This is a genomic window from Azospira oryzae (assembly GCF_004217225.1).
GTDB classification, from domain to species: Bacteria; Pseudomonadota; Gammaproteobacteria; order Burkholderiales; family Rhodocyclaceae; genus Azospira; species Azospira oryzae.
On sequence record NZ_SHKM01000001.1, the window covers coordinates 1,744,027 to 1,763,504 of the forward strand.

Consider the following 19,478-nt stretch of genomic DNA (forward strand, 5'->3'; position numbering starts at 1 on the left):
CGCCCCTTTTGGGGAAGCCCAGGCCGACCGGCACAAGCGGTGCGGCCCGCGGCAGTCCGGCCCGATCAGGCCATGGTCTGGCCGGTAAGGCGCTCGTAGGCTTCGCGATACTTGGCGGCGGTCTTTTCGATGACCTCGGCCGGCAGCTGCGGACCGGGAGCCTTCTTGTCCCACCAGGTCAGGGTTTCCAGGTGGTCGCGGACGAACTGCTTGTCGAAGCTGGGGGGGCTGATGCCTTCGGCGTAGCCGTCGGCGGGCCAGAAGCGGGAGGAATCGGGGGTCAGGGCCTCGTCGATGAGGTGCAGGGTACCGGCCTTGTCGATGCCGAACTCGAACTTGGTGTCGGCAATGATGATGCCCCGGGTGCGGGCATAGGCGGAGGCCTCGGTGTACAGGGCGATGGCGGCGTTCTTCGCTTCCTCGGCCAGCTGGGCGCCGGTCTTGCCGGTGCCCGCCAGGTCGGCGGCCAGGTGCTCGGCGCAGCGCACCTTGGATTCCTCGTAGGAGATGTTGATGTCGTGGTCGCCCACGTCGGCCTTGGTGGCCGGGGTGAAGATGGGCTCGGGCAGCTTGGCCGCCATCTGCAGGCCGGCGGGCAGCTGGATGCCGCAGACGGCGCCGGTGGCCTGGTAGTCCTTCCAGCCGGAACCGATCAGGTAGCCGCGCACCACGGCCTCGATGGGCAGGGGCTTCAAGCGCTTCACCACCAGGGCGCGGCCTTCCACCTGGGACCGCTCTTCGGGCTTGACCACGGATTCGGGGGCGATGCCGGAGAGCTGGCTGGGCAGGATGTGGCCCAGCTTCTCGAACCAGAAATTGGCCACCTGGGTCAGCACCTTGCCCTTGTCGGGGATGGGGTCCGGCAGGATCACGTCGAAGGCGGAGAGCCGGTCGGTGGTGACGATCAGCAGGTGGTCGGCATCGACGGAATAGATGTCGCGCACCTTGCCCCGGGCGACGAGGGGCAGGCTGGTGATGGTGGATTCAAAAAGGGGAGCGGTCACGGCAGGGTCCCGAAAAAGAGGGGAAAAAACGGATTATAAAGGATCAGTGGCCTTCGCCCTGCTCCAGCTCCTCGGCAGCCAGGGCGCGGCGCATGCGGCGGATGCTGACGGCGACGACGGCGGCGATGAGGGGGATGGAGACGGCGGAGGCGATTTCCGGCGACAGGTGGGGCAGCACGGTCTTGGACAGGCCCTTGGCCAGGTAGCTGACCAGCTGAGAGGCGTAGTAGGTGATGGCCACCACGGAGAGGCCTTCCACCGTTTCCTGCAGGCGCAGCTGCAGCTTGGCGCGGCGGTTCATCTGCCCCAGCAGCTGCTGGTTCTGGCGCTCCAGTTCGATATCGACCCGGGTACGCAGCAGGGCGCTCTTGCGCGCGATGCGGGTGGACAGGTCGGTCTGGCGCCGGGCCACGGAAAGACAGGTGTTGATGGCCGGGGCCAGGCGCCGGTCCATGAATTCGGAAATGGGGGGAAAGCCGTTGAGGCGGTGTTCCCGCAGTTCCCGCACCCGCTGCTGCACCAGGGCGTAGTAGGCCTCGGCGGCGCCGAAGCGGAAGGCGGTGCGGGTCACCGAGCGTTCGATCTCCGCCGCCAGCCGGGTCAGGCGGGCCAGCAGCAGGCGCTCGTCCTCGGGGCCGCGGGCCTCGCCCATGCGGTCCATGAGGTCGGCCACCTCGCCCTCGGCCCGGGCCAGCAGGCGGCTCACCTCCTTGGCCACCGGGAAGGCCAGCAGGGCCATCATGCGGTAGGTCTCGATCTCCAGCAGGCGCTGCACCGTGCGCCCGGCCTGGCGGTGGCGCAGGCGCTCGTCCAGCACCAGGAAACGGCTCCAGCCGTCGTGCAGCTGGAAATCGGAGGCGACCCAGGCGGCACCGTCGGCCACCGTGGTGGCGACCCAGGAGTCGCCGGAGCGGTGCAGGTCGGCCAGTAGTTCTTCCGGGTCCAGGTCAGCGGCGGAACGGAACTCCACATGGGTGGCCACCATCACCGAGCCGGGCAGGCCCGCCAGCCAGTCTGCCGGCAGGGCGGAAATGGCGGTGGTGTCGGGGGCGTCGCCGGGTTCCCGGGCGAGGAAGAAGGTGTAGCCGGAAAATTCGTTGTGCCGCTCCCACTTGAGGCGCAGGCGGCCCGCGTCCATGACCCAGTGGTCGCCCTGGATCACCGGGCAGAGATTGGCCCCCAGGGCGGCGCAGAGGCGCTGCAGATGGGCTTCTTCGGCCGCCGCCTCGGTGCCTTCGTGCAGCACCGCCAGGTAGCTGATCCACTCCGGCCCTTCCAGGGCCATGGGCGGGCGGGCGTGGACCTCGTCATTGAGGCGCTGGCGCAGCGGGTGTTCGGCGAGGTGCAGGGTCATGGCGGATAAAAAGAAAAGGGCGCCGGAGAAGTATCCGGCGCCTGGCAGCGGTTGGGAAGGCGGACCGCCTTACTTGACGATCTGGTTCAGCTCGCCCTTCTTGTAGCGCTCGGCCATCTTCTCCAGGGAGATGGGCTTGATCTGGCCGGCCCGGCCTTCGCAGCCGAAGGCCTGGTAGCGGGCGACGCAGATTTTCTTGGCGGCTTCCCGGGCGGGCTTGAGGAAGTCGCGGGGATCGAACTTGGAGGGGTTCTCGAACAGGTAGCGACGCACGGCGCCGGTCATGGCCAGGCGGATGTCGGTGTCGATGTTCACCTTGCGCACGCCGTGCTTGATGCCGTTCACGATCTCTTCCACGGGCACGCCGTAGGTTTCCTTCATGTCGCCGCCGAATTCCCGGATCTCGGCCAGCAGTTCCTGGGGCACGGAGGAGGAGCCGTGCATCACCAGGTGGGTGTTGGGGATGCGGGCGTGGATTTCCTTGATGCGGTCGATGGCCAGGATGTCGCCGGTGGGCTTCTTGGTGAACTTGTAGGCGCCGTGACTGGTGCCGATGGCGATGGCCAGGGCGTCGCAGTTGGTGCGGGCGACGAAGTCGGCGGCCTGGTCCGGATCGGTGAGCAGGTCTTCCCGGGTCATGTGGCCTTCGGCGCCGTGGCCGTCTTCCTTGTCGGCCTTCATGGTTTCCAGGGAACCGAGCACGCCCAGTTCGGCCTCGACGGAGACGCCGATGGCGTGGGAGAACTTCACCACTTCCTGGGTCACGGCCACGTTGTAGTCGTAGGAGGCGACGCTCTTGCCGTCTTCCTGCAGGGAGCCGTCCATCATCACGGAGGAGAAGCCGGACTTGATGGCGGCCATACAGACGGCCGGGGACTGGCCGTGGTCCTGGTGCATCACCACGGGGATGTGGGGATAGGCTTCCAGGGCGGCGAGGATCTGGTGGCGCAGGAAGGCTTCGCCGGCGTATTTGCGGGCACCGGCGGAGGCCTGCATGATCACCGGGGCGTTCAGTTCATTGGCGGCCTCCATGATGGCCCAGACCTGTTCCATGTTGTTCACGTTGAAGGCGGGCAGACCGTAGCCGTTCTCGGCGGCGTGGTCCAGGAGCTGGCGCATGGATACGATGGGCATGGTGTTCCTCCAATGGGCAATGCGGTTTGTTCTGGCGTGATCGGCGCCCGCTGTCGTGGCGCTCGGGAAAGACCGTGATTTTATCGTGGCTTTGCCCCCCGGGCGAGTACTGCGACCGCCGGGCAGCAAAAGAAAGACAAAGGCCGCAACCAGGGCGCCGGAGACGCCCCAACCACGGCCCTCTTCAGGCAGGCATGCCTAGAAGCGGCGTTTTTCCTGGGCCCTGGCCTGGTGCTCGCTGAGGACCTGGCGCAGTTCCTCCTCCACCGGCTTTTCCCACTGGCCGTCGTACACCAGGTCGGCCAGGGGCAGGCGCTGGCGCCAGCCGGCGCTTTCCAGCTCCGGCTTTTCCTTGAAGTGGCTGACGTAGCCCAGACACAGGTAGGCCACCGGGATGATGCGCGGCGGCAGGCTCAGGATGTCGCGCAGGGCCTGCTGGTGGAAGATGGAGACCCAGCCCACTCCCAGGCCTTCGCTGCGGGCCGCCAGCCACAGGTTCTGCACGGCGCAGACGCTGGAATAGAGGTCCATGGCCTTGATGTGGGTGCGGCCGATGACCACCGGGCCGGCCCGGTCCCGGTCGCAGGTGATGAGCAGGTTGATGGGCGCTTCCCGGATGCCCTCCAGCTTCAGTTCCTTGTAGATGGCCTGGCGCTCGCCCTCGAATTTCTCCGCCGCCTCCTGGTTGGCCTGCTGGAAGGCGGCGTGGATGCGGGCCTTGGTCTCCGCCTCACGCACCAGGAGGAAACTCCAGGGCTGCATGTAGCCGACGGAAGGGGCGAAGTGGGCGGCGGTGAGGACCCGGGCCAGCACCTCCTGGGGCACCGGGTCGGGCAGGAACTGGCCGCGCACGTCGCGGCGGGAGAAGATGGCGTGGTAGATGGCGTCCCGGGCGGCGTCGGAGAACTCGTGTTCGTTCTGGTAGCCGGCGAGGGAGATGACTTTGTTGACGGTGGGGTCGGTCTTCATGGAGTCCCCTTCAGAAGATCGGTGGCGGCGCGCCTGGCCGTGCGTGCCGAAAAGGGTCTCCTGGCCGGTCTTCTGACTCGGGATCACTCTGCGCCGGCGCCTTCCCGATCCGCGGATCAGTGGCATCTGCCGGCCCAGTCCCCCTCACAGCGTTGGGCACGTCGCGGAATGGGCGGCCCCAAGGCCTGCCGCACCGCGTTCCCGATTCTCCCTTGCGGGCACCCGGAGACGATTCGCCCCGGCGGACCGGGGCGACGGGAATTTTAACAGAGCCGGCGGATTCAGGCCCGAGGCCCGCGAGGGCGCTATCAGGCCCGCAGGGGCGGCATCTGGTGCTCGCCGACGCGGACGATCTTCAGGGTGTTGGTGCCCCCCGGGGTGCCGATGGGCTCGCCGATGGTCAGCACGATGAGGTCGCCCTTGGCCACGGCGCCGTTCTGCATCAGCAGCTGCTCGGCTTCGTAGAGCAGCACGTCCCGGTCCGAATGCTGCTGGCTCATGAGCAGGGGCGTCACTTCCCGGTAAAGGGACATCTTGGTCTGGGCTTCCGCATCCGGCGTCAGGGCATAGACCGGCACGCCGCAGTTGAGGCGGCTCATCCACAGGGCGGTGGAACCGGATTGCGAGAGGGCGGCGATGGCCTTCACCTTGAGGTGGTGGGCGGTCCAGATGGCGGCCATGGCCACGGACTGGTCGATGCGGGTGAACACCCGGTCGAGGAATTCCCGGTCCAGGGTCACTTCGGCGGAGCGCTCGGCCTCGATGCAGACCCGGGCCATGGATTCCACGGTTTCCACCGGATAGCGGCCGCTGGCGGTCTCGGCGGAAAGCATCACCGCGTCGGTGCCGTCCAGCACCGCATTGGCCACGTCGGACACTTCGGCCCGGGTCGGCACCGGCGACTGGATCATGGATTCCATCATCTGGGTGGCAGTGATGGCCAGCTTGTTCTTCTCCCGGGCGTGGCGAATCATCTTCTTCTGCAGGGCCGGCACGGCGGCGTCCCCCACTTCCACGGCCAGGTCGCCCCGGGCCACCATGACGCCGTCGGAGGCGTCCAGGATTTCATCCAGGGCCGCCACGGCCTCGGTGCGCTCGATCTTGGCGATGGTCAGGGCGCGGCTGCCGGCGGCCCGCATCAGCTGGCGCGCCATGTACATGTCGGCGGCGCTCTTGGGGAAGGAGACGGCGATGTAATCGACGCCGATCTGGGCCGCCGTCTTGATGTCGTCCATGTCCTTGGCGGTCAGGGCCGGGGCGGAAAGGCCGCCGCCCTGGCGGTTGATGCCCTTGTTGTTGGACAGCTCGCCGGCGTGGCGCACCACGGTGTGGATTTCGGCACCGATCACCCGCTCCACGTCGAGCACAATGCGGCCGTCGTCCAGCAGCAGCACGGCGCCGGGCTCCACGTCCCGGGGCAGGTCCTTGTAGTCCAGGCCGACCCGCTCCTGGTTGCCCAGGGCACAGTTGGCGTCGAGGATGAACTTGTCGCCTTTCTCCAGCTGGATCTTGCCGTTCTCGAATTTGCCGACGCGGATCTTCGGCCCCTGCAGGTCCCCCAGGATGCCCACCGGCCGCCCCACCTTGGCGGAAATCTCGCGCACGGTGCGGGCCCGGGCCATGTGGTCCTCGGCGGTGCCGTGGGAGAAGTTCATGCGCACCACGTCCACGCCGGCGCGGATCAGGCGCTCCAGGGTGACGGGATCGGTGGAAGCGGGGCCGAGGGTGGCGACGATCTTGGTATGGCGGGCCATGGCGGGTTCCTGTTGTTGGTCTATCCGGCCATTCTAGCGCAGCCTCCCCGCCGTTGCTGGCCCCCAGGCCATTTCCCGGCGCCGGGGCGCTTCAGTAGTAGGCCTCGATGGCCGCCAGCGATTGGGCGTAAGTGTGGCGGATCTGGGCCGGCTCGTAGCGGTGCCCCCGGCCCACCGGGCAGGCTAGCCGGGCCAGGCAGGTATGGCGGCAGGGCGAGGCGGGCTGCCGGCGCCAGGCGACGCAGGCGGCCAGGTCGAAACGGCCGCCGGCCAGGGCGCCGGCCGGGCAGGCCTCGATGCAGACCCGGGGCGCGCAGCTGGCACAGGGCGAGGCTTCCTGCAGGGGCGGCGTCGGCGGGAAGTCGCTGTCCGCCAGCAGGGCCGCCCGATAGGCATACCAGGAGCCCCACTGCTGCCGCACCCCGACCATGAAGGGCGAGGGATGGTGCCAGCCCGCCAGCTGCCCCAGCTGCTGCAGCCCCACCGGCGCATCGCCGGGATAGAGCAGGTGGAAGTCCCGGCCGGGACAGACGGCGGCAAACCAGCGGCCCACACTGGCAATGGTGAAATCGTCGATGGGATGGTCCGAATCCAGCCCGGCGGCCTGCACCGCCTGCCACAGGCGGCGTCCGCCGTGGCCCAGCAGGATCAGCTGGCGCCGGCCGTGGCCCGGGGCAGCCCGCTCTAGGGAGGCGGCCACCTCCTCCGGCAGGGCCGCCACGTCGAAGACGGCCTGCAGGTTGAGGCCGGCCTCATGCAGCAGGCTGGCGTCGAACGGCTGGCGCGGGGAGAGCATCGCCCGCCGCCTCAGTGGGAAACGCCGTCCCGCTGCACCACCTTGAGGAAGGTCAGCCAGATGATGCGGCAATCGAAGGCGAGGGAGCGCCGGCGCAGGTATTCCGCATCCAGGGCCACCTTCTGGGGAATGGGCAGCTCGTCCCGCCCGTTCACCTGGGCCCAGCCGGTAAGGCCGGGCACCAGCTCATGCACGCCGGCCTCGGTGCGCAGGGCGATCAGGTCGTCCTGGTTGTACAGGGCCGGCCGGGGACCGACGAAACTCATGTCGCCCTTGAGGATGCTCCACAGCTGGGGCAGCTCGTCCAGGCTGGACTTGCGCAGGAAGGAGCCCACCGGCGTCAGGTAGGCCTTGGGGTCCGTCAGCAGATGGGTGGCCACCGCCGGCGTGCCCACCCGCATGCTGCGGAACTTGGGCATCTTGAAAATGCGGTTGTGCCGCCCCACCCGGTCGCTCCAGTAAAGCACCGGCCCGGGGGAGGTGAAACGCACCAGCAGGGACACCAGCAGCAGGGGCAGCAACAGCACGGCCAGGGCCAGCAGGCCGAGCAGGAGGTCGAACAGGCGCTTCACGGATGCATTCCTTTATCCAGCTGGGTTTGATAGTAGTCGAGCCAGGCCGCCGTCACCGTGCGGCTGCTGAAATCGCCCTCCGCCCGTGCCCGGGCCTGCCGGCCCAGGGTCTGGCGCCGCTCGTCGTCGGTGGCCAGCCGCACCATGGCGGCGGCCAGGGCCTCCACCTGCCCGACGGCCACCAGTTCGCCGCTGACCCCATCCGCCACCGCGTCGATGACGCCGTCGATGCGATAGGCCAGCGCCGGAATGCCGCAGGCGGCCCCCTCGATGATGACGGAGCCGAAGCCTTCCCGGTAGCTGGGCAGGACCAGCACATCGGCCGCCGCCATGAAGCGCTCGGGCGTCGGCGTGGCGCCAAGCCAGCGGATGGGGGCCGGGCAATCGGCAGCGGCCTGCTGCAAGGCTGGCAGCAGGCCCTCCTCGTTGGGCCCGACCACCCACAGTTCCATGCCGGGCGCCGACCGGGCGGCCTGGGCGAAAGCACTGACCAGGTCGAACACGCCCTTGTCCCGGGCCAGACGGCCGACGAAGAGAAAGACGCAGGCAGCCGGCTGGCAACCGACCTCCTGGCGCAAGGCGATGCGGAATGCCCCGTCCGGATGGAAACGCTGCAGGTCCACACCGGCGATGGAGCCGGCGCCGAGCATGCCGATGCCGTCGCCACTGACCACCCCCTCATCGCGCAACAGCCGGCATTGAGAGGCGCTGTCGGCGAAGACCCGGGAAGCCAGCAGAACGATCAGGCGGTCCATGGCCTTGAGCAGACGGCGCCCCAGTCCCTGCCGGGTGGCCCAGACCTGTCCGGTGAAGGTGTGCCAGCGATGCGGCACCCGTGCCAGGAAACCGGCCAGCATGGCCAGCAGCCCGGCCTTGGGCGTGATGCTGTGGATGACGGCGGGCCGCACCTGGCGCACTACGGCCAGCAACTGCAACAGGGTACGCAGGTCGTCCCAGGGTGCGATCTTGCGCACGAAGGGAATGTGCCGGACCTCCACCTGTCGGGCCAGGGCCGGCAGCAGTTCATAGGCCTGGAGATTGACGCACAGGGTGATGCGGTAATGCCGGGCCAGAGTCTCCAGATGGGTGGCCAGGAAGGCATTGACGGCAAAGGGAGTGGTGGCCACGAACATGATGGCGGGCTTGGCAGCCCGGCCATCGCCAGCCGGATCAGGCAGGTTCATCGCCCTCCCCTCCAGGTGCGGCCTTGCCGCCCCCTTGTTTGAGCGCCTGGATCAGACGCTCCCATTCACGGCGCTCGCCTTCCGGTGCCGCAGCCCCCCAGTGGACCTCGGCCCCGGGCCGCAGGCAATGGCCGAGTTCGCGCCAGGAGTCCCTTGCGACGCGGGCTGCCGCCGTGACACAGCACAGCAGGGCGCTGCCCCATTGCCCCTGCCGGGAGAAGTACCCGAGCTGGGCCCGCAGCAGGGCCACCCGGGTCTTCCACAGCTTGAGCCAGGGAGTGTGGCTGCGCACCCGATAGGCCAGCAGACGCTCGGGCAGCGTGTGGTAACGGCTCTGCCGGTGGGCCCGCAGCAGCAGTTCGTTGTCTTCGCAGCAATAGGGACCCGGGTCCTGGTAAGGATGACGGCGGAACCACTCGATACGCCCCATCCAGGTCGGGTGGGGCATGGGAAAGCCCTGCCAGGGACGACGGCAGATGCTGTCGTGGTCGGTGGCCGCCGGCAGGGTGCCGTTCAGGCGCTCGGACTCGTCCATGGTGATGCACTCGGCCGCCAGCAGGTCCACTTCGGGATGGGCCTCGAGAAAAGCCACCTGGCGGGCAAAGCGCTGCGGATGGCAGAGGTCGTCGTGATCCATGCGGGCGAAGTAGCGCCCCCGGGCCAGAGTGACCGCCTGGTTGAGGCGACCGGAGAGACCCCGGTTATGGCCGTCCCGCACGACGATGATGCGGGGGTCGGCAAGAAAGGGCAGACGGTCGATGGCGCCATCCGTCGAACCGTCGTCGAGGATCAGCAGTTCCCAGTCGGTGAAGGACTGATTGACGACGGAGCGTACGGAGGCTTCCAGCACGGCACCGCCGTTGAAGACGGAAAGGGCCACCGTCACCAGCGGCGGCTGAACCTGGGGATTTGTCATAGCTTTTCCGGAGCGGGGGCCGGCCCCTCGCTCCCCATCATGTCGTTTTCCCCGGCCAGCACCGCCAGCAGCAGCCTGGCGACGGCCTCGGGGTGGTAGATATCCCGGGCGGCCTGGCGCCCGGCACGGCTCAGGGCCTGCCACTGGGCCTCGTCCTGCTCCAGGGCGTCGATCCGGGCGGCCATTTCGCGCCAGTCGGTGACCGCCATGCCGCCAGGCATGCCGGCAATGCAGCCGGTGCTGCGGGCGACGAAGGGCGTGCCAAGGGCGCTGGCATCGAGCAGCACCAGGGGCTGGCATTCGGTATGGGAACCGGAGAGCAGCAGCCGGGCCCGGCCATATTCCGCCACCAGGGCATCACCGGACACCCCTTCGTGAAAGACCACGCAGCCGGGGTCGAGTCCCAACTCCCGGACCAGGCTGTGCAACGTCTCGCTGTAGGCCGAGTGCTGCTGACCGAAGAGATGGAGGGGAGTCCGGTTGCGGGCCCCGGATGCGGCGTAGGCCCGCAGGACGAAATCAAAGCCCTTCTGCCATTGGTAGGAGCCCACCGCCAGCAGGCGGTCCCGCTGTTCCAGAGCGGCCGGCTCCACCGCCAGCGCTTTCACCGCCGCGGGAGAGAGGCTGTTGGGCACGACTCGCAGCGGCACACCGCAACGCCGGGCCAGCCCCAGGTCGTCGAAGCGGGAATCCGTACCGCCGCCGGCCAGGAACAGGACGCCATCCAGCCGCCGCATAAAGCGCGACAGACGCCACCAGTAGGGCCGCCAGGCCAGATAGCGGAGCAAAGAGCGCAGGGGCTGGTGTGCAAAGAAGACGTTGGTGGAAATGCAATGGCTATAGACGAACTTGCGCCCGGCGATCCGGTCGAGGTGGCGCAGGGCCAGATCGGTCGCCCAGTTCTGCCAGGCGTTTAGCAGCACCACATCCCAACCGGGCTGCTGCAGGAAATCCACATAGCTCTCCACATCGCCGCGGATCGGCTGCAGCCAGGAGGAGGCGCCGGTGACGGCAAAGGCCTCGACGCGGACGCCCCATTCGTCCCGGCGGCTGCCACGGACATCGCCGCCGGTTGCCACCACCACCTCATGGCCGGCCCTGGCCAGGGCGGCCGCCTGCTGGGCCGTGGCATTACCCAGGCCGCTGTTGAAGGGTGGATAGGTGGGGCTGGTCAGGAGAATGCGCATGGGACGGTCACCGACGCTCCCAGCTTGGCGGCAGCAGGTCCCGGGCATCCTTGTCGGAAGTCAGGAACCAGCGGGATGGGGCAATGACCCGTTTTCCCGCAGCCTGGCCCAGCCAGGCGCCCCACCAGCTGAGGGAACTGTTGGCAATGACGAAATGCTGGCAGGCAGCCATCAGGGCCAGGTCGAAATGGGCCTCGGCGGGACCATTCACATCCACCACGGTCATCGGACAGGGGAAGGCCAGGGAGCCTCTCACCCACTCGGGATCGTCGGAGAAGACAAAGCAGTGGGGACGGGCCAGGGATGCACTCAACTCCGCCACGCCCTGCTGGTAGTAATCCACCGGGCAGACGCCATGCACCTTGGCCGCCACGGGATTGCTCAGGTAGTCGCCGCGACGAACGTGCACACAGATGGCATCGCTATTGCCGATGGCCGCCAGGATCGGCTGGCAGGAGGCGGGCAAGGGCTGGCGCAGGGAAAAGTCCTGCAACAGCGGCTCCCGCAGTTCCCGGAAGTAGCGCTCGCTCTGCCAGTAGCCCTCCAGGAAAACCGGGGCAGCCAAGGCAGCAAAGGCCGGCACGTAATGAAAATGGGGTTCCCTGAACACCGGCGCCCCCATGATCCGGGGCGCCCAGCGACGGCTCAGGCGGGACAACTGGGCCTGCATGGCCGGAGGCAATCGGGGCCAGGCCCGCTCCAGGCTGGCGGCGATGTGGAAAGGCGCCAGGGCAAAGTGCCGGTCGCCACGCCCCTGGAACCAGGACAAGTCCAGGGAAAGGGGGTGTCCGAGGCGATGGGCCAGGGCCCGGCCGGCCGCATACTGGAACATCTGGTTGCCCAGGCCACCGGAAAGGCCGACCACCACCGGCTGCATTGCCTCAGCCATGCCGTAGCCCACCCACCAGGCCCTTGCCCCAGCGATACAGGCCGGCGACTGCATTGACCGCGAAATAACGCCATCCCAGACGCTGCCGTCGCACCTGATCCAGTTCCGCCTGGGAGCGGGCCACGTTGCCGGAAGCGCCACCGCGCTGGTGCATGGCCGTGACGACGGGCAGCACATGGAACTTCTGTCCCGCCAGATGGGCCCGCAGGAAGAAATCGTAATCGGAGACGATGCGCAGGTCTTCACGGAACGGCCAGCGCAGCAACAGGTCCCGTGCCACGAAGGAAGACGGGTGGGGGATGGTGTTGAAAAAGGGCAGCCGGCGCGGGACAGCCACCAGCACTTCGCTGGGTGAGCGGGCATCTCCCACCAGGGTGGTGGCGCAGACAATGCCGTGCCGCCCTTCCGCCAGGGCAGCCATGACAGCGGGAAAACCATCGGCTACCAGTTCGTCGTCGCCGTTGATAAAGAGGATGTACTTGCCCCTGGCCAGGGCCACGCCTTTGTTCATGGCGTTGTAAATGCCGCTATCGGGTTCGCTCAGGCAACGATCCACCAGGGTACCGTGCTGGCGGACCGCCTCCAGCGTCCCATCGCTGGAAACCCCGTCCACCACCACATACTCGATACCGTCACGCTTGACGGCCTGGACCGAGTCCAGGGTATGGCCGATGGTGCCGGCACAATTCTTCGTCACCGTGACGATTGTCAGCAGGAATTCGGACATGGCTCAGGGTTTTGCCGCAAGGATGTCCTGCTCGGCCCGTACCAGGTTGCCGATCAGCTCCGGGAAGGCCACTGTGGCCCGCCACCCCAGGCCGTTCAAGGCCTTGGCGGGGTCTCCGGCGCTATGGGCGATTTCCGAGGGACGGAAGAGAGATGGATCGATATCCACATGGTCGTGCCAGTCCAGCCCCAACTGGTCGAAGGCACTGGCGACGAAGGACTCGAGGGTGTGGGGCTCACCGGTGGCGATGACATAATCCTCCGGCTGCTCCTGCTGCAGCATGCGCCACATGGCATCGACAAAATCCGGCGACCACCCCCAATCCCTGGCGATATCGAGGCGACCGAGGGAAAGCTTTTCATGCGAGCCGGCAGCGATGCGGCAGGCAGCCGCAACGATCTTGCGCGTGACGAAGCGGGCCGGCCGCAATGGTGATTCGTGGTTGAAGAGGATGCCGTTGCAGCAATAAAGGCCGTAGGCCTCCCGATAGTTGGCAATCAGCCAGTGGGCGGACGCCTTCGCCACGCCGTAGGGACTGCGGGGACGGAAGGGGGTCATCTCATTGGCCCTCTCCCCCGGCAGAACATCACCGAAGCATTCGCTCGAACTGGCGTGGTAGATACGCACCGGGCGCCCCAGGAAGCGCACTGCTTCCAGCAGGTTGAGGGTACCGAAAGCGATGCTCTCGATGCTCTCTGCCGGCTGATCGAAGGACAGGCCCACCGAACTTTGACCGGACAGAAAATAAATTTCGTCCGGCTCGGAACGGGAAAGGGTGTTCAACACACTGCGGAAGTCGCTCTGGGCCATGGAAAGCACCTGAACCTGCTGCCGGATGCCGAGCCGCTCGAGATTGGAGAAACTCGACATCTGGGCATCCCGGGAAGTCCCCCAGACCCGATATCCCTTGCCCAGGAGCAGTTGGGCCAGATAGGCGCCATCCTGACCGGAGACACCGCAGATCAAGGCTTTTTTCATAGTAGCTTCCGGTAGATTGCCTCGGTTTCCCGGGCACACTTCTCCCAGGTGAACTGCTGGTAGCGGGTCTGCCCTGCGGCAATCAGGGCGCTGCGCCGGCTGGGGGACGCCAGCACCGCCTCCATGGCGGCGAGCATGGCCTCCTCGTCCAGCGGATCGAAACTTTCCGCCGCATCGCCGACCACTTCCGGCAGGGAACTGCTGTTGCTGCAAATGACCGGGCAGCCAACCGCCATTGCCTCCAGGGGAGGAATGCCGAACCCCTCATAGAGGGAGGGATAGACAAACGCCGCAGCCTGCTGATAAAGCGCCGCCAAGATTTCATCGCCGCCTCCCATCTGCACCACCTGGTCGGGGCCCAGCCCGGCATCAACGATCATCTGGCGCTCGGCGGTCTGCAACTGGCCGCCGCCAAAGCAGAGCAGGTCAAACTCCTGGCGCAAACGCGGAGAAAGGGCAAAGGCCCGAACGAAACGCTCAAAGTTCTTGTATCCACCACGAGCCCCCACATAGAGGAGGAAGGGGCGAGGATGGTACTGCCGGCGGGGAGTGACGGCCTGCACGAAATCCACGTCGACACCGAGATAGACGACTGAGGTCTTCTCCTCGGGAACACCGCAATAGCTCACCAGATCACGGCGCGTACTCTCTGAGATGCAGATCACATGATCGACACGGTTGGCGGCTACGCGCTTGGGTCGGGTGGTTCCTTCGCTATTGACGAAGAGGTCCGGGTAACGCTCATGAATGAGATCGTAAACCGTCAGCACACGCCGCGCCCCATTGGGACGGAAATCGTCTTCGCAGTAATAGGTTTCATGGACGATATCGGGCTTGAAGCGTGCCATCTCGCGCCGTGCCATGACCTTGCTGGCGAACATGACCGGCCGCAGCAACTTCGGCGGCAGCCGGGACAATGCCCGTCCCCGCGACAGTTCATTCCCCAACCCGGCCAGATTGCGATTGACATGGAGGGGAGCAAACACCTGCGCCGTAATCGCCGGCATGGTCGCCAACTCGCGCACGAGACTGCACAAATAGCGGGAAATCCCGCCATATTCCTGCAGCAGGAAAACCTGCTGGTCAAATGCAATCTTCAAACGCTTACCTTCAGACTGGCTTTCCACTCAGGGGAGTACAACTCGCCCAACTGCCCCAAGGTGGTCAGTTCATTACGCTCCAGATCAACGAGCGGAAGATCGGCGATCAGGCAGGAGCGGTCTTCTCCGTTAAGGAAAAGCAGTCGCCCCTGGGCATCACGAGCCTCTCGGACCATGGAGGGAAACGCCCAAGCAGCCCCAAGCCCAGACGTGATGGCTGCAGCCATGTCATTCCGCACAAAAAAGGCGTTACAGCCCGTCGACGTGGTACCGACAAACGTATAGCCTTTGCTGGAGGCCAGGGATTTCAAGGCCGGCAGGGAGGCTCCAAAGTAAAGATTGGAATGATGGGCCCGGGTTCGCTGGAAGTCCGCCTGATACGGAACAGTCAGCGCATATCGGTCACCCAGCACGGCGTTGTACTCGCACACGACGATAACCGGGTCGGCAACGGTAATGGCTTGCCAGACCCAGTAATCATTACCATCGATATCCACGCTCAACAGCCCGATCTGGCCTCCGAACCCTTCTTCGGCCAGCAAATCGTTAATGTTGTCCTTGTCGATAAATGCGCATTTGGCAGTCAAGCCGTGACGCCAGTAAATATCCTGCCCCTGGATATCCCGTATGTGCGCCGAAGAGCCATCCATGACCAGACCACGCCAGTTGTGCAGTTGCAACAACAGACGGGTATTAGATTCACGATAATCCTCGACCCCGAATTCCACAAAGCTTCTGGGAATATCTGGCAACCGGGACACAAGCCAATCGATGATGCCGTCTTCCCCCCATTGCGAGAACGCACAAAATTCAGCTTCATAAAGCCCGGCCAATGTCTGAAGACGACGGTTATCCTTCGCTGCGATCAGCGCCTGAAGTACCGTCTGGCGCTCCGAAGTGCGCAAAAGAGGGGCATTTGCATGACGGAACTGTCGATGCAGATACTGACTGATTTTTGAAAGAAACCTCATGAAACCCCTTAGGCACCGATTGCCAAGCAGTGACAGGCACAAAACGACGTTACGATGCCTGTTGCACACACAAATCAGCACATGCTGACCACGAACATAAAAGCTATCCCTATTCTTTGGCTAGGGGCTTGAATACTAGCGTCACACCTGAGCCACCACTGGTGGCCAGAGAGATTACCGGCAATCCGGCTGCAAATAGTTCGGCGGCGGTTTTCCGGACCCCCTCCCACATAATGCTGTCGTGCAGGACCAAAGCTCCGCCCGGCATTAGAAGGGGCCAGTATTCATCCACATCTTTCCGCACCCCTGCATAGCTGTGGTCAGCGTCGATAAAGATGAGATTGGCGTTGGGCAACTTTCCGGCGGCGGCGATGGCCGCGCTGTCACCATGAAGGAACTGGGCATCGACCCCTCCGCCAAGCTCTTTGACTGCCGCCGCAATAGGAGAAAAGAAGGCGTCGGAGATATCCACACAGTGCACAGTCCCGCCCCCGTTGTCCTTGAGCGCCTGGGCAATGGCCAACGAGCAAGCACCTTTATAGATACCCACTTCGATGACTGTTCTTGCCTTGAGAAAACGGGACAAGTCGTACATCAAATTGATGACGTCCAACTCCGTGGACAACGGACTTTCCGGACTACGGCTAAGGGCCAATGAATAGGCAGGAGGCCCGCCTTCCCACACCCGGACCCCGGGGACCGTCTGGAAGAAATTAGACCAGCCCACGACATCCTGAATCTCGGCTCTGGAGAAAAAACGCCCAAGCTTTTCACCGTTCATAAAAAGAACAGCGAACAAGGCTTTTGACCGGAACGCCAAGGATTTAGCAATTCTATTGAAGATACTCAAACCATTCCCCGAGAAAAAACCAACAGATGACAAACCGTCAGCTGCGGATAACCTTGCTCACAGCATCGTAGATATTACGATGCATGACTTCCAATGAAAAACCCTCTTCAACCGTTTTACGCGCTTGGGCACCAAGCCTTGCCGCGCGGGAGGCGTAGGTGTCGATGAGTACCTGGAACTTTTGCTCCAGCTCGCCAGGAACTCTCGAGTTATAGACAAGCGAATTGACCTCACCCTTCAACGGCTCCGCCGCACCACCGGTAGCACTGCTGACGATTGGCAAACCAGCCGCCATCATTTCGATTTGGGCGATACCAAACGGCTCCTCCCAGGTGGAAGAGAAAACCCCCGCGTCGTAGCCGGACAGTTGCCGATACAGATCGGCACGGTTGACGAATCCCCTATGTACGACATTGACAGCGGAGGGGGCGAGAAGGCTGTTTACATACTCAGATTCACCATTGCCAATCAAAGTGAGCGTCAAATTCAACGCCGGGTTATTGGCGGCAATCCGATTCAGCGCCTCCTTGACTTCCGAGACCCCTTTATGTGGAGCCAACTGCCCTAGGAATACGACATTGAAGCTATTGTCTCGAATTTCGTACCGGTCCTTACACGTGATGGTTTCCACAGCAATCCCGGGGTAAACCACGGGCGCATACTCCGGACACACACCTTCTTTCCGGTAGAAATCCTTCATATAGCTGCTGAGAAAAACGATGTTCTTCAGGTGCCTGTCCGCAAGCCGATAGTCCCGCCAGGTGGAGTAGCGAATGCTGCGCAGAAATTCCCGGATGGAGGCGAAAAACGTCGCCCCTCGCCGCCGATAGGAAAGAAGATCGTACCCCATGATGTGATGGAGGACCGGCACCCCTTCCGCTTCGGCAGCCACAGTCGGACCTGCCCCCAGATTCGCCTGATTCCAGGCATAAACAAGTCTCGGCTTCAGTTTACGCAGGAATTCCTGGGTGACTAGGAAGTTATGCCGGGAGTTTTCCAGGGGATCACTCACTGGGTAATCCTCATACCAGCTTCCCATCAACTTCAGGTCCCGGGATATATCCTGCTCATCAGCCAGAGAAAACTCTTCTTTACGGTAATCGGAGGCGAGCACATGGACAGTCAGTCCACGTGCTCGCAACCCCTCGGCCACATCTCTGGCGGCAATCTCGTAGCCACCGATCTGAATCGGCGGATAGAGGTTTGATACAAGAAGAACATCACAGTGCATAAACACTCCGGGCATACGTCGCCTGACTGGTAGCAGGCATATTATCGAATGCCCTTACGCTCATCGTTATCGTAATAATGCTGGTTGAGATGCCGATAATGGGCATCGTCCGATATCTTGGAAATCCGGCTGGCAATGGCACGACTTACCATAGCCACCGCCCTCGCCCAGACTGAACGTGATGGCTGGTGAACGGGAGGAAAGTCACGACGACGAACATACTTGACACTCAGCGCCTCGAATGACTTGCCATCAATGAATGCCGCCCTCTTGAAGTGATCAAGCAAGGCCACGGCAAAATCCGAATACCCAAGCACACAGGAAAGCGCAACCATCCGTTCGATAGCACTGGGATCGCTCCGCAAGTTGTCCCAGTACAGGGCGGAGGAGGATAACGCGGGATCGCGCAAATAAATCGCGTCGGCGAACATCACTTGTCCCCGGCTTTCAACACCTTGCTCAGCACTCCGCTTCCACCAGTGACGGTTCAAGTCGAAAAGCGAAAACCCCTTGCTCCTAAGGTAGGCGTCAATATCGCCAAACAAGGGTTGTCCTGCATAAAGAGGGGAAAACTCAACCTCTACGGCGATACCGAAGACGTCATCCAGGGTCTTGTCGCCACCACGCAGGATTTCCAGTTCGGACCCCTGCGTGTCTAGCTTGATGAAATCCACCTTACCAACCTTTTCCCGTTGGCAGAATTCGTCCAGGGAAATACAGTCCAGATCGACCTTGGCATCTACAGAAAAGGCCCCCTCGCTCAGCAAACGAGGAACGGGGAACTGGGAGAGTAGGGCCTCGTTGGGCAAATAGAAGGAACTGAGGCGACGATCCTTATATAGGTACAAGGATCTTTGGGAGCGATCCTCAGCCAGAGCCCAGGGGAAATAGCGGGCCTGCACCAAGTGATCGGAAGCGTCGGGAGTACGGGCATTCAAAGCATCGCACTCTTCTGCATCCGGCTCAAAGCCAAGGACCAGAACGGGGTAGCGGGCCTTCTCCCAGATTGCCTGGACACCACTCCTGGCACCGACGTCGACAACAACGATGGGGGGCTTTTTCAGCTCGGACGAATTCACCTCAAACCCCCTTCCCGGCTACCACACCCATGCGACCGGTGTAATCAATCCGGTTCAGCAGTATTTTCACGTTGTGTTCCCGGAAATACTGGTCCACTGCTTCCCGCGCGCCCTTGAAATGACCGTAATCATCGATGATGACTACACCTCCTGGGACAATCCTGGGGAACAGATGCACCAGCTCATGATAGGTCGATTCATACCAATCGGTATCCAGATGCAGCAAGGCGATTTTTTCCGGCAGAACCTTGGGAATGGTCTGTAGCACATCACCCTGAACAAACACCTGATTGTCTTGCGGGTAACCGGTCATACTCATGTTGCTCTTCACTACATCGAGCGACACGCATGTCCATTCCCAGCCCTTGGTCTGCCACCACTTTTCCTTGGCTGCATCCCCCAGATAATCGACGTCCTTGCTGGTCGGCTCGGTCATGCCAGCGAAGGTGTCGTAAAGAAACAGTTTGCGGTGTGCCTGATTGCGGGACATCAGGGTTGATGCACCAAGCATCATGCTCCCGCCACGCCACACCCCGCACTCAACCACATCCCCTTCAAGACCACTGGTGGAGATGTAATCCAGGGCCTGATAAAACGCGTACATCCGCTCTATGGATGTCATTGAATAGGCTTTGAAACGCTCGTACAGTTCAATGAATTCCGGCTCCATATCGGGAGGAGGTGCCGCACTCCCCTCAACTTGCGGCCCTTGGGATCGGTCGACGATACGACGCAGTACATTCATAGCTCTACCCAACATAAAACCCCCACAGAAAATTCTAT

Annotated in this window: 19 protein-coding genes and 1 riboswitch; all 19 genes read right to left on the reverse strand. The window is 63.8% G+C overall.

Going from position 1 to position 19,478, the window contains the following annotated elements:
* Positions 1-65: 65 nt before the first annotated feature.
* The gene (locus tag EV678_RS07960) at positions 66-1,004 is read right to left on the reverse strand and encodes a phosphoribosylaminoimidazolesuccinocarboxamide synthase (RefSeq protein ID WP_130459098.1); all 939 of its coding nucleotides are present in this window, start codon (positions 1,002-1,004) and stop codon (positions 66-68) included.
* Between the two features lie 43 nt (positions 1,005-1,047).
* A complete protein-coding gene (locus EV678_RS07965; RefSeq protein WP_130459099.1) occupies positions 1,048-2,358 on the reverse strand; it encodes a DUF3422 family protein in 1,311 nt (436 codons plus the stop codon).
* A gap of 69 nt (positions 2,359-2,427) precedes the next feature.
* Entirely contained in the window at positions 2,428-3,492 is a 1,065-nt protein-coding gene (gene fba, locus EV678_RS07970) for a class II fructose-bisphosphate aldolase (RefSeq protein ID WP_130459100.1), read from the reverse strand.
* A 198-nt stretch (positions 3,493-3,690) separates the two neighbouring features.
* A complete protein-coding gene (gene bluB, locus EV678_RS07975; RefSeq protein ID WP_130459101.1) occupies positions 3,691-4,461 on the reverse strand; it encodes a 5,6-dimethylbenzimidazole synthase in 771 nt (256 codons plus the stop codon).
* 45 nt (positions 4,462-4,506) lie between these two features.
* Positions 4,507-4,702: riboswitch (cobalamin riboswitch) on the reverse strand.
* A 67-nt stretch (positions 4,703-4,769) separates the two neighbouring features.
* Positions 4,770-6,215: a pyruvate kinase gene (gene pyk / locus EV678_RS07980; RefSeq protein ID WP_014235179.1), complete on the reverse strand. Its 1,446-nt coding sequence runs from the start codon at positions 6,213-6,215 to the stop codon at positions 4,770-4,772.
* A gap of 91 nt (positions 6,216-6,306) precedes the next feature.
* Positions 6,307-7,011 carry a hypothetical protein gene (locus tag EV678_RS07985; RefSeq protein WP_130459102.1) on the reverse strand — a complete coding sequence of 235 codons (705 nt, stop codon included), beginning with the start codon at positions 7,009-7,011 and terminating at the stop codon, positions 6,307-6,309.
* Positions 7,012-7,022: 11 nt separating this feature from the next.
* Positions 7,023-7,583, reverse strand: a complete 561-nt coding sequence (locus tag EV678_RS07990; RefSeq protein WP_014235181.1) for a sugar transferase — start codon at positions 7,581-7,583, stop codon at positions 7,023-7,025.
* On the reverse strand, positions 7,580-8,767 hold the full coding sequence (locus EV678_RS07995) for a glycosyltransferase family 4 protein (RefSeq protein WP_130459103.1): 1,188 nt from the start codon (positions 8,765-8,767) through the stop codon (positions 7,580-7,582). The genes EV678_RS07990 and EV678_RS07995 overlap by 4 nt, the downstream gene beginning before the upstream one ends.
* Positions 8,754-9,683, reverse strand: a complete 930-nt coding sequence (locus EV678_RS08000; protein WP_130459104.1) for a glycosyltransferase family 2 protein — start codon at positions 9,681-9,683, stop codon at positions 8,754-8,756. The genes EV678_RS07995 and EV678_RS08000 overlap by 14 nt, the downstream gene beginning before the upstream one ends.
* Positions 9,680-10,870 carry a glycosyltransferase family 4 protein gene (locus EV678_RS08005; protein WP_165397470.1) on the reverse strand — a complete coding sequence of 397 codons (1,191 nt, stop codon included), beginning with the start codon at positions 10,868-10,870 and terminating at the stop codon, positions 9,680-9,682. Before EV678_RS08005 ends, EV678_RS08000 begins: the two co-directional genes overlap by 4 nt.
* A 7-nt stretch (positions 10,871-10,877) precedes the next feature.
* The gene (locus EV678_RS08010) at positions 10,878-11,759 is read right to left on the reverse strand and encodes an alpha-1,2-fucosyltransferase (protein WP_130459106.1); all 882 of its coding nucleotides are present in this window, start codon (positions 11,757-11,759) and stop codon (positions 10,878-10,880) included.
* Positions 11,752-12,486 carry a glycosyltransferase family 2 protein gene (locus tag EV678_RS08015; protein ID WP_130459107.1) on the reverse strand — a complete coding sequence of 245 codons (735 nt, stop codon included), beginning with the start codon at positions 12,484-12,486 and terminating at the stop codon, positions 11,752-11,754. Before EV678_RS08015 ends, EV678_RS08010 begins: the two co-directional genes overlap by 8 nt.
* A 3-nt stretch (positions 12,487-12,489) precedes the next feature.
* The gene (locus EV678_RS08020; RefSeq protein ID WP_130459108.1) at positions 12,490-13,464 is read right to left on the reverse strand and encodes a GDP-mannose 4,6-dehydratase; all 975 of its coding nucleotides are present in this window, start codon (positions 13,462-13,464) and stop codon (positions 12,490-12,492) included.
* Positions 13,461-14,564: a glycosyltransferase family 4 protein gene (locus tag EV678_RS08025; protein ID WP_130459109.1), complete on the reverse strand. Its 1,104-nt coding sequence runs from the start codon at positions 14,562-14,564 to the stop codon at positions 13,461-13,463. The genes EV678_RS08020 and EV678_RS08025 overlap by 4 nt, the downstream gene beginning before the upstream one ends.
* Positions 14,561-15,535 (reverse strand): hypothetical protein, encoded by a 975-nt coding sequence (locus EV678_RS08030; RefSeq protein ID WP_207222206.1) that lies wholly within the window; start codon positions 15,533-15,535, stop codon positions 14,561-14,563. Before EV678_RS08030 ends, EV678_RS08025 begins: the two co-directional genes overlap by 4 nt.
* A gap of 109 nt (positions 15,536-15,644) precedes the next feature.
* Entirely contained in the window at positions 15,645-16,385 is a 741-nt protein-coding gene (locus EV678_RS08035) for a class I SAM-dependent methyltransferase (RefSeq protein ID WP_130459110.1), read from the reverse strand.
* 37 nt (positions 16,386-16,422) lie between these two features.
* On the reverse strand, positions 16,423-17,616 hold the full coding sequence (locus EV678_RS08040) for a glycosyltransferase family 4 protein (protein ID WP_165397471.1): 1,194 nt from the start codon (positions 17,614-17,616) through the stop codon (positions 16,423-16,425).
* Between the two features lie 41 nt (positions 17,617-17,657).
* Positions 17,658-18,695 (reverse strand): FkbM family methyltransferase, encoded by a 1,038-nt coding sequence (locus EV678_RS08045; protein ID WP_130459112.1) that lies wholly within the window; start codon positions 18,693-18,695, stop codon positions 17,658-17,660.
* A 1-nt stretch (position 18,696) separates the two neighbouring features.
* On the reverse strand, positions 18,697-19,440 hold the full coding sequence (locus tag EV678_RS08050) for a TylF/MycF/NovP-related O-methyltransferase (RefSeq protein ID WP_165397472.1): 744 nt from the start codon (positions 19,438-19,440) through the stop codon (positions 18,697-18,699).
* Positions 19,441-19,478 lie beyond the last annotated feature (38 nt).

Bases quoted from the DNA above. Each gene is read 5' to 3' on its own strand.
- EV678_RS07965 (WP_130459099.1), bottom strand. From the start codon at position 2,358: ATGACCCTGCACCTCGCCGAACACCCGCTGCGCCAGCGCCTCAATGAC.
- fba (WP_130459100.1), bottom strand. From the start codon at position 3,492: ATGCCCATCGTATCCATGCGCCAGCTCCTGGACCACGCCGCCGAGAAC.
- bluB (WP_130459101.1), bottom strand. From the start codon at position 4,461: ATGAAGACCGACCCCACCGTCAACAAAGTCATCTCCCTCGCCGGCTAC.
- pyk (WP_014235179.1), bottom strand. From the start codon at position 6,215: ATGGCCCGCCATACCAAGATCGTCGCCACCCTCGGCCCCGCTTCCACC.
- EV678_RS07985 (WP_130459102.1), bottom strand. From the start codon at position 7,011: ATGCTCTCCCCGCGCCAGCCGTTCGACGCCAGCCTGCTGCATGAGGCC.
- EV678_RS07995 (WP_130459103.1), bottom strand. From the start codon at position 8,767: ATGAACCTGCCTGATCCGGCTGGCGATGGCCGGGCTGCCAAGCCCGCC.
- EV678_RS08000 (WP_130459104.1), bottom strand. From the start codon at position 9,683: ATGACAAATCCCCAGGTTCAGCCGCCGCTGGTGACGGTGGCCCTTTCC.
- EV678_RS08005 (WP_165397470.1), bottom strand. From the start codon at position 10,870: ATGCGCATTCTCCTGACCAGCCCCACCTATCCACCCTTCAACAGCGGC.
- EV678_RS08010 (WP_130459106.1), bottom strand. From the start codon at position 11,759: ATGGCTGAGGCAATGCAGCCGGTGGTGGTCGGCCTTTCCGGTGGCCTG.
- EV678_RS08015 (WP_130459107.1), bottom strand. From the start codon at position 12,486: ATGTCCGAATTCCTGCTGACAATCGTCACGGTGACGAAGAATTGTGCC.
- EV678_RS08020 (WP_130459108.1), bottom strand. From the start codon at position 13,464: ATGAAAAAAGCCTTGATCTGCGGTGTCTCCGGTCAGGATGGCGCCTAT.
- EV678_RS08030 (WP_207222206.1), bottom strand. From the start codon at position 15,535: ATGAGGTTTCTTTCAAAAATCAGTCAGTATCTGCATCGACAGTTCCGT.
- EV678_RS08040 (WP_165397471.1), bottom strand. From the start codon at position 17,616: ATGCACTGTGATGTTCTTCTTGTATCAAACCTCTATCCGCCGATTCAG.
- EV678_RS08050 (WP_165397472.1), bottom strand. From the start codon at position 19,440: ATGAATGTACTGCGTCGTATCGTCGACCGATCCCAAGGGCCGCAAGTT.